This is a genomic window from Caulobacter sp. P1_B12_2, assembly GCF_056406675.1.
The window spans coordinates 1-7,412 of record NZ_JBFTZS010000246.1; the positions used below are offsets into that span (position 1 = coordinate 1).

At 70.0% G+C, this 7,412-nt stretch carries 6 protein-coding genes and 1 pseudogene; 6 read left to right on the forward strand and 1 reads right to left on the reverse strand.

Annotation, left to right across the window (positions count from 1 at the left end; genetic code table 11):
* The 6 genes from AC1DZ6_RS15470 to AC1DZ6_RS15495 all read left to right on the forward strand — a co-directional run.
* Positions 1 to 480 (forward strand): TauD/TfdA dioxygenase family protein (locus AC1DZ6_RS15470; RefSeq protein ID WP_477098048.1); only part of this gene is annotated, 480 nt, incomplete at its 5' end.
* A gap of 152 nt (positions 481 to 632) precedes the next feature.
* A complete protein-coding gene (locus AC1DZ6_RS15475; protein WP_477098049.1) occupies positions 633 to 3,257 on the forward strand; it encodes a TonB-dependent receptor plug domain-containing protein in 2,625 nt (874 codons plus the stop codon).
* Between the two features lie 11 nt (positions 3,258 to 3,268).
* Positions 3,269 to 4,219 carry an ABC transporter substrate-binding protein gene (locus tag AC1DZ6_RS15480; RefSeq protein WP_477098050.1) on the forward strand — a complete coding sequence of 317 codons (951 nt, stop codon included), beginning with the start codon at positions 3,269 to 3,271 and terminating at the stop codon, positions 4,217 to 4,219.
* Complete coding sequence (locus AC1DZ6_RS15485; RefSeq protein WP_477098051.1) at positions 4,216 to 5,790, forward strand: FAD-dependent oxidoreductase; 1,575 nt, start codon at positions 4,216 to 4,218, stop codon at positions 5,788 to 5,790. The genes AC1DZ6_RS15480 and AC1DZ6_RS15485 overlap by 4 nt, the downstream gene beginning before the upstream one ends.
* Positions 5,790 to 6,179: a 4Fe-4S dicluster domain-containing protein gene (locus AC1DZ6_RS15490; protein ID WP_477098052.1), complete on the forward strand. Its 390-nt coding sequence runs from the start codon at positions 5,790 to 5,792 to the stop codon at positions 6,177 to 6,179. Before AC1DZ6_RS15485 ends, AC1DZ6_RS15490 begins: the two co-directional genes overlap by 1 nt.
* Positions 6,176 to 6,847, forward strand: coding sequence for a peroxiredoxin-like family protein (locus AC1DZ6_RS15495; RefSeq protein WP_477098053.1), 672 nt, complete (start codon positions 6,176 to 6,178; stop codon positions 6,845 to 6,847). Before AC1DZ6_RS15490 ends, AC1DZ6_RS15495 begins: the two co-directional genes overlap by 4 nt.
* A 36-nt stretch (positions 6,848 to 6,883) precedes the next feature.
* Here AC1DZ6_RS15495 and AC1DZ6_RS15500 read toward each other — a convergent pair.
* Positions 6,884 to 7,412, reverse strand: a pseudogene (locus AC1DZ6_RS15500) (TonB-dependent receptor); the annotation flags it as partial.

Consider the following 7,412-nt stretch of genomic DNA (forward strand, 5'->3'; position numbering starts at 1 on the left):
GTGCTGAAGGCGGTTCACATTCCGGAGGTCGGCGGCGACACCCTCTGGGCGGACGGCGGCGCGATCTATCGCGGCCTGCCCGACGACCTGAAGGCGGCGGTCGAGGACCTCTATGTGATCCACGACTACCAGTCGGCCCTGAACCGATCCGGCGAGCGCTATCCGCTGGTCGCCCATCCCGCGATCCGCACCCATCCGGAGACCGGTGAAGACATCTTCTGGATCAATTTCAGCCTCAAGCCTCGGTTCGTCGATCTGGCGCCCGAGGAGAGCAAGGTCCTGCTGGCCCGGCTCTATGAAGAGGTCAAGAAGCCCGAATATCACGCCCGCTTCCGCTGGCGTCCCAACTCGGTGGCCCTGTGGGACAACCGTGCGGGCCTGCACTACGCGGTCCGCGACTACGGCGATTTCCCACGCGTGATGGAGCGCGTGCTGATCGGCTCCGAGGACATCCCGTACCGCGAGCGCCGCTCGACCTGACCTCCCATCACCTCAGTAGGGCGCGCCGAGGGGCCGGCGGCGCGGCTTTTCCACTTTCGAGACCAACAACACGACGCGGCGGCCACTGGCCCCGTGCGGGGGATAGACACTTGCCTTATTCGACCCGGGCTCTGGCCCGACCTTCGCTTGAAATGACGTTCCGGACCGGCCTGCTGGCCTGCGCCTCGATCCTGACTGTCTCGGTGCTCGCGACCCAGGCCCGGGCCGACGAGACGACCGCCGCCGCCGTCCCCGTGGTCGATGCGGCCACCGCCGACGTTGACCGCGCCACCGCTCTGGAAGGCGTGATCGTCACCGGCGTGCGCGGCGTGCGTCGCACCGTGGCCGACAGCCCGGCCCCGGTCGATGTGATCTCCAGCGCGCAACTGACGGCCACCGGCAAGGTGGGCCTGAAGGAGGTGCTCAACACCCTGATCCCGTCGTTCAACCTGCCGGGGATCAATGGCGGCGGCACGTCGTGGACGGTGCGGGCCATCACCATGCGCGGCCTGAACGGCGACCAGGCCCTGTTCCTGGTCAACGGCAAGCGGCGGCACGGCACGGCGCTGATCAACAACTTGGCCCGGGTCGGGCGCGGCGGCGCGCCGGTCGACCTAGACTTCATCCCGGCCTCGGCCATCGAGCGCATCGAGGTGCTGCGCGACGGCGCCTCGGCCCAGTACGGCTCGGACGCCATCGCCGGCGTGGTCAACATCATTCTCAAGCAGGACCAGAAGGGCGGCGCGTTCAGCTACACCGGCGGCCAGAACTATCTGGGCGATGGCGACACCCGCAGCGCCACCTTGAACTACGGCCTTCCCCTGGGCGACCAGGGCGGCTTCGTCCAGCTGGCCCTGAACTGGAAGAACAACGAGGCGGCTTCGCGCGCGGTCCCGTCGCGGGCCCAATACCTCTACCAGCCGACCGTCACGACCGCCGGCGGCGTCACCACGGTGACCCCCGACCCGCGCGACGCCACCGCCGACCGCTATTATTGGGGGCAGGGTTACGGCCCGGGCGAGGAGGACATCCTGGCGGCGTCATACAACGCCGAACTGCCCTGGCGCGACCTGACGCTCTATTCCACCAGCACGCTCAGCCACCGCTCGTCCAAGAAGAACACCGGCAGCTTCCTGCCCAACCTGGCGCCGGTGGCCGGCGTCACGGCCGGCCGGCCGCAGAACCGCAACTCGCTGCCCGAGGTCTATCCCGACGGCTTCAACGCCCTGCGGCGGATCTTCGAGCTCGACTTCCAGACCACCGTGGGCGCGCGCGGCCAGGCCAAGGGCTGGGACTGGGACCTGTCGACCACCTTCGCCCAGGACCATGCCCAGCTGGACGGCCAGAACACGCTCAACGCCACCCTCGGTCCGTCCAGCCCGACCTATTTCCACCTGTCGACCCACCAGTTCCAGCAGTGGACCACCAACCTCGATTTCACCCGTGAGTTCGAGGGCGTGCTGCCCCGTCCGCTTCAGGTGTCGTGGGGGCTGGAGCAGCGCTACGAGCACTTCCTGATCGAGCCGGGCGACGAGGCGTCCTACATCGTCGGCAACTACGTGATCCCGGCCGGTCAGCCGTTCGCCGGCCTGCGGCCCAATCCCGGCCTGGCCTCCTATGCCGGCACCGCGCCGGAAGACGCGGGCTCTGTCAGCCGCAACGTCTACGCGGCCTATGTCGATGTCGGGACCAACCTGACCGAGACTTGGTATGTCGGCGTGGCCGGCCGGCACGAGCGCTATACCGGCGACGTCGGCGACACCACCAGCGGCAAGCTGACCACGCGCTGGGAGTTCCTGCCAGGCTACGCGGTGCGCGGCACGTTCAGCAACGGTTTCCGCGCCCCGTCCCTGGCCCAGACGGTTTTCGCCAGCTCGACCATCAACGGCAACCTCTGCGCGGCCGCGCCCAACAATGTCTTCCGCGGCGTGCCCTGCGTGCCCGGCGAGTACCTGACCTTCCCGACCAAGGTGTTGCGCGCCGACTCCAGCGAGGCCCAGGCCCTGGGCGCGACGCCGCTGAAGCCCGAGACCTCGACCAACTACAGCGTCGGGATCACCGCCGAGCCAACCAGCCGCCTGCGGATCACGCTGGACGCCTACCAGATCGACATCGACGACCGCATCGTCGACACCAGCAACCTGGATCTCAGCGCCGCCCAGCTGGCCTCGCAACCGGCCTTGGCTCCGCTGCTGGCCCGCTTCCCGGCGGGTCTGGCGGCGACCTACTACACCAACGCCGTCTCGACGCGGACGACGGGCGTGGACCTGGTCGGCGAGTACGCCTTCGACCTCGGCGACTGGGGACGGCTGAACCTCAACGCCGCCTACGCCTTCAACAAGACCAAGATCACCCAGCAGATCGATACGCCGGCGGTGCTCAAGGCGGTCAATCCGAACCTGGTGCTGTTCGACCGCCAGAAGATCGCCGACCTGACCATCGGCACGCCGCGCAAGAAGCTGATCCTCGGCGCCGCCTGGAACCGCGACACGGTCTCGGCCAGCCTGCGGACCACGCGGTTCGGCGAGTACACCGAGGCCGGAACCTCGGCCAATCTCGACCGGACCTATAGCCCCAAGTGGGTGGTCGATCTCGACATCGCCTGGGATGTCCGGCCGAACACCAGCGTGGCGATCGGGGCCAACAACCTGTTCGACGAGCATCCGGACAAGATCGGCATCGTCAACGCCGACACCGGCCTGAATCAGTTCGGGATCTTCTCGCCCTTCGGCATCACCGGCGGCTACTACTACGGCCGCCTGACCCAACGCTTCTGAGGGAGGGCGCCATGCAACGACGCAGCCTCATCGCCGCTCTAACCGCCGCCGTCCTGCTCGCCGGCTGCGGCGCTTCAGGGGGAGGGAACGGGCAAGATTCCTTGAAGGTCGGCAGCCAGAGGGGCGGGACCAAGGCGATCCTGATCGCCTCGGGGGCCCTGGAAGGCGCGCCCTACAAGATCGAGTGGAGCGAGTTCGCCGCCGCCCAGCCCCTGCTCGAGGCAGTGGGGGCGGGGGCGGTCGATCTGGGCGAGGCGGGCGACGCGCCGTTCCTGTTCGCCTACGCCAGCGGAGCCAAGATTAAGGCCGTCCAGGCCGGCAAGAGCGGCGGCTCGGCGACGGCGCTGCTGGTCCGCAAGGACGCGCCGTTCCACGGCGTGGCCGACCTGCGCGGCAAGAAGATCGCCACGGGGCGCGGCTCGATCGGCCACTACCTGCTGCTGCGGTTGCTGGAAGAGGCGGGGCTGAAGCCGACCGACGTCCAGATCGTGTTCCTCAATCCCGGGGACGCCAAGGCGGCCTTCACCAGCGGCGCGATCGACGCCTGGGTGACCTGGGGCTCGTATGTCGCCCTGGCCAAGCTGCACGACGACGCCACGGTCCTGGCCGACGGCGAAGGGCGGCTCAGCGGCTACGGCTTCGAGGCGGCCAGCGAGGCGGCGATCACCGGCAAGCGGCCGCAGGTCGAGGACTTCCTGCGCCGCCTGGCCAAGGCGCGGCGCTGGGCGGGCGAGCATCCAGAGGCGTACGCGGCGGCCTTGTCGAAGGAGACAGGCCTGGCGCCGGACGTGGCGTTCTACACCGTCCGGCAATACCGCATCGCGCCGACGGAAATCGACGACAAGGCCGTGGCCGAGGCGACGGCGGTGCTCGACCGCTTCCGATCCGCCGGGGCCGTGACCTCGACCCGCGACCCGGCCGGCGCCTTCGACCGCTCGTTCAACGCGGCCGTCGCGCCGTGAGCCAGGACCTGACCTTGGCGACCGACGTACTGGTGATCGGCGGCGGCTTGGCGGGGACCTGGGCCGCCATCGCCGCCGCGCGCGAGGGCGCCGACGTCGTCCTGGCCGACAAGGGCCATTGCGGGACCAGCGGCGTCACCGCCACGGCCGGGCCCGGCCACTGGTGGGTGCCGCCCGAGGGCCGCGAGGGCGCGGTGGCCGACCGGCTCAAGCGCTCGCTGGGCCTGGGCGACCCGGACTGGATGCGGCGGATCCTGGACCTGACCTGGACCAGCCTGCCGACCTTGCGCGGCTACTACGACTTCTCGACCGACGACCGGGGCCAGCCGTTCTATCGCGGCCTGCGTGGGCCTGAGTACATGCGGGCGATGCGGAACCTGGCCCTGGCCCAGGGCGTACGCATCCTCGACCACCATCCGGCCCTGGAACTGCTGCGTCATGGGGACGGGTCGATCGCCGGCGCGGCGGGCCTGGCCCTGCGCGGCGAACGGCCCTGGACGATCCGGGCCGGCGCCGTGGTGCTGGCCACCGGCGGCTGCGCCTTCGCCTCGCGTCTGCTGGGCTCGGCCACCAACACCGGCGACGGCCTGCTGATGGGCGTCGAGGCCGGGGCCGACCTGTCGGGCATGGAGTTCACCAACTACTACACCGCCGCCTTGGCCGGCACGAACATGGCCCGCTCGATGGCCTACAGCTTCGCGCGCTGGTTTGACGCCGATGATCGCGAACTCGACATTCCCAACGGCCCCGACGTGACGCCGCACCTGGCGCGAGCCCTGATGGCCGGGCCGCTGTTCTGTCGCCTGGATCGCGTGCCCGAGGACATGCAGCGGGTGATGCCGCAGGTGCAGCCCAACTTCGTCCTGCCGTTCGACCGCAGGGGCATCGACGCCTATCGCGACCGCTTCGAGGTGACGCTGCACGCCGAGGGCACGGTGCGGGGGATCGGCGGCCTGCGGGTCGTCGATCAGGCCTGCCAGACCCAGGTCCCGGGCCTGTTCGCGGCCGGCGACGCGGCCAGCCGCGAGCTGGTCACCGGCGCGATCTCGGGCGGCGGGGCGGTCAATTCGTCTTGGGCGCTGTCGTCGGGTCAGTGGGCCGGGGCGGGCGCCGCGCGGCTGGCGCGGGACCACGGCGCGCGGGCCGACGACCTGGCTGTGGCCACGGGGCGCGTCGGTCTGAGGCCGGCTCGCGCCGAGCGGCCGGTCGATCTTCGCGCGACGGTCCAGACCGTGCGCGACGAGCTCAACGACTATGAGCGCAACATCTTCCGGCGCGGTCCGGCCTTGGCCGGGTCCATCGAGAGGCTGGACGACGTCTGGAGCGAACTGGCCGCCCATGCGCGCGGTGAGGGGCGGGCGTCCTTGCGGACGCGCGAAGCCGCCGCCCTGGTCGCCGCCGGGCGCTGGAGCAAGGCCTCGGCCCTGGCCCGGCGCGAAAGCCGCGGCATGCACCGGCGCGAGGACGCCTCCGGCCTGGATCCTCGCTTCGCGTCGCGCCAGCGGGCCGGCGGCCTGGACCGGGTCTGGACCGCCTTCGAGGCCGCGCCCGCCCAGGCGGAGGTGGCCTGATGATCGAGGTCGTCATCGACGAGCGCTGCAGCGGCTGCGGGACCTGCGTCGACGCCTGTCCCAGCGACGTGCTGGAGATCGGTCCGGGCGGCAAGGCGATCATCGCCCGCCAGGCCGACTGCCAGACCTGCCTGCTGTGCGAACTGCATTGCGCGGCCGACGCGCTGTTCGTCTGGCCCGACTGCGAGGCCCCGGCCGGGATCACCGCCGACCAGGCCCTGGCGTCCGGCCAGTTGGGCGCGTTCCGCCGCGACTCCGGATGGGGCGAGCACGCCGCGACCCACACCAACCAGCACTGGCGCATGGGCTCGATCTTCGAGCGCGCCCGCCTGCAGGCGATCGAGATCGCCGCCGGCAAGACCCTTCAAGCCGAGGAGAAGACCCGATGAGCCAAGAAAGCCTGGCCAAGCTGCTGGCCGACCTGCACGCCGAACGCGTCCGGACCTGGGATCCGGCCGCGCTGCAGATCAATATCGACCAGCGCGCGAGCCTGGTCGAGGCCGCTGACCCGTCCGCCTGGATCAAGGCCGGCGACGTGGTCGAGCCGTTCGTCCTGAAGGATGTCGAGGGCGGGGAGCTGACCCTGAAGAGCCTGACCGCCAAGGGGCCGGCGGTGCTGGTGTTCTTCCGCTTCGCCGGCTGCCCGGCCTGCAACATCGCGTTGCCCTATTACGAGCGCGCCTTGCAGCCGACGCTGAAGGCCCTGGGCGTGCCGCTGGTGGCCGTCAGTCCGCAGGTTCCCGAGCGGCTGGTCGAGATCCGCGCCCGTCACGACCTGTCGTTCAAGGTGGCGTCCGACACCGACAACGCCCTCGGCCGCCGGTTTGGAATTCTCTACACCGCCGACGAGGCCAGCCAGGCCGCCCAGCGGGCGCGGGGCGGCTCGATCGGCGAGACCACGGGGACCGGAACATGGGAGCTTCCCCAGCCGACCGTRGTGGTGATCGGTCGTGACCAGGTGGTGAAGTTCGCCGACGTCAGCCCCGATTGGCTGGTCCGGACCGAGGCCGAGCCGGTGGTCGCCGCGGTGCGGGCGCTGGCCGCCGTTCCCGCCTAGTTCTGACCCGACATAAAAGCGGGGGGGGGGGGCGCCCTAGAAGTTGTAGCGGAGGCCGACGAAATAGGTCCGGCCGCTGTGGGTGTAGACGTTGAGGCGGTTGCTATCGCCCACGTACTGGTCGTTGAACTCGTCGGTCAGGTTCACGCCCTCGATGCTGAGCTTGAGGTTCGGGCGGATGTTGATGCTGGCTTGGGCGTCGATGTTCAGGGTCGAGTTGGTGCCGTGATAGGCGTTGCCGTCGTTGCCGGGCACCTGGGTCAGGTAGCCGTCACGATAGGAGGCCRAGCCGCGGATGCTCCAGGTGTCGGTCTCGTAGTAGAGCGTGGCGTTGGCGGCGTGCTTGGACAGGCCCACCAGCGTGGCGTTGACCGTCGGCGCGCCCGGCGTGGTGGACGTCAGATACTCGATGTCCGAGTCCACGAAGGTGTAGTTCAGGATGTAGCCGAAGTGGCTCCAGGCGCCGGGCAGGAAGGTCAGCGGCTGCTGCCAGTTCAGCTCGAAGCCCTTCAGGTCGCCGCCGTTGGAATTGACCGGCTGGGTGACGTCGAAGATGTCGGTCGGG